The following is a 635-nucleotide window of genomic DNA, read 5'->3' as shown; positions in this document are numbered from 1 at the left end:
TGTTCTTCGCGATACAGCTTTAGACTACGCTGATATCGTCACTGAAAAAGGTAACGTAATGTATCAAACTGCTAGCGACGCTGCACAAGATATCCGCGTAAACTTATCAGAATCTGCTGAAGTTTTAAAAGCGCAATTAAACGAAGCAACTACCGAAGCAACTAAACAATACCAAGTAGCTCGTGATGAAGTGGCAAGTGCTTATGCAGATGCCAAAAATACGACTACCCAAGCAACAGAAGATGCAAAAGCTGAAGTTGCGGAAGGTACTGAAGAAGCGAAAGTCGCTACTGATAAAGCAGCAGCTAAAGAACAACCACTTAAAGAAGACGCTGCAAAAGTGAAAAAACAAGTGGAAGAAGTTAAAGAAAAATAATTGCTGATTTAAACAAATGAAATAGGATTGTCTACAAGTATTTGAAATTTTGAAATACTTGTAGACAATTTTTGTTGTGTTTCATAAAAATCATGCAAATTTTGTACATTTTTATGAAAATGACTTGTTAAACAAGTCAAATACTGATAGAATATGAAAATGTGAATGAAAGCAGTCACCGTAACAAAGAAAACGTTTGCAAATATCACTTTTTAGTGCTATATTTGGCAATGTACGTATGAAAACAAATTAAAAAAAA

General features: G+C 34.3%; 1 protein-coding gene. It reads left to right on the top strand.

Annotated elements, in window-relative coordinates; translation table 11 throughout:
* The coding region (locus ACRCJ0_RS18225; RefSeq protein WP_431391546.1) for a YtxH domain-containing protein at positions 1 to 376 on the top strand (376 nt) is incomplete at its 5' end.
* Between the last annotated feature and the right edge of the window lie 259 nt (positions 377 to 635).

This window comes from Aerococcus sp. L_32 (assembly GCF_050689315.1).
This window is presented reverse-complemented; position numbering and strand designations above follow the sequence as displayed.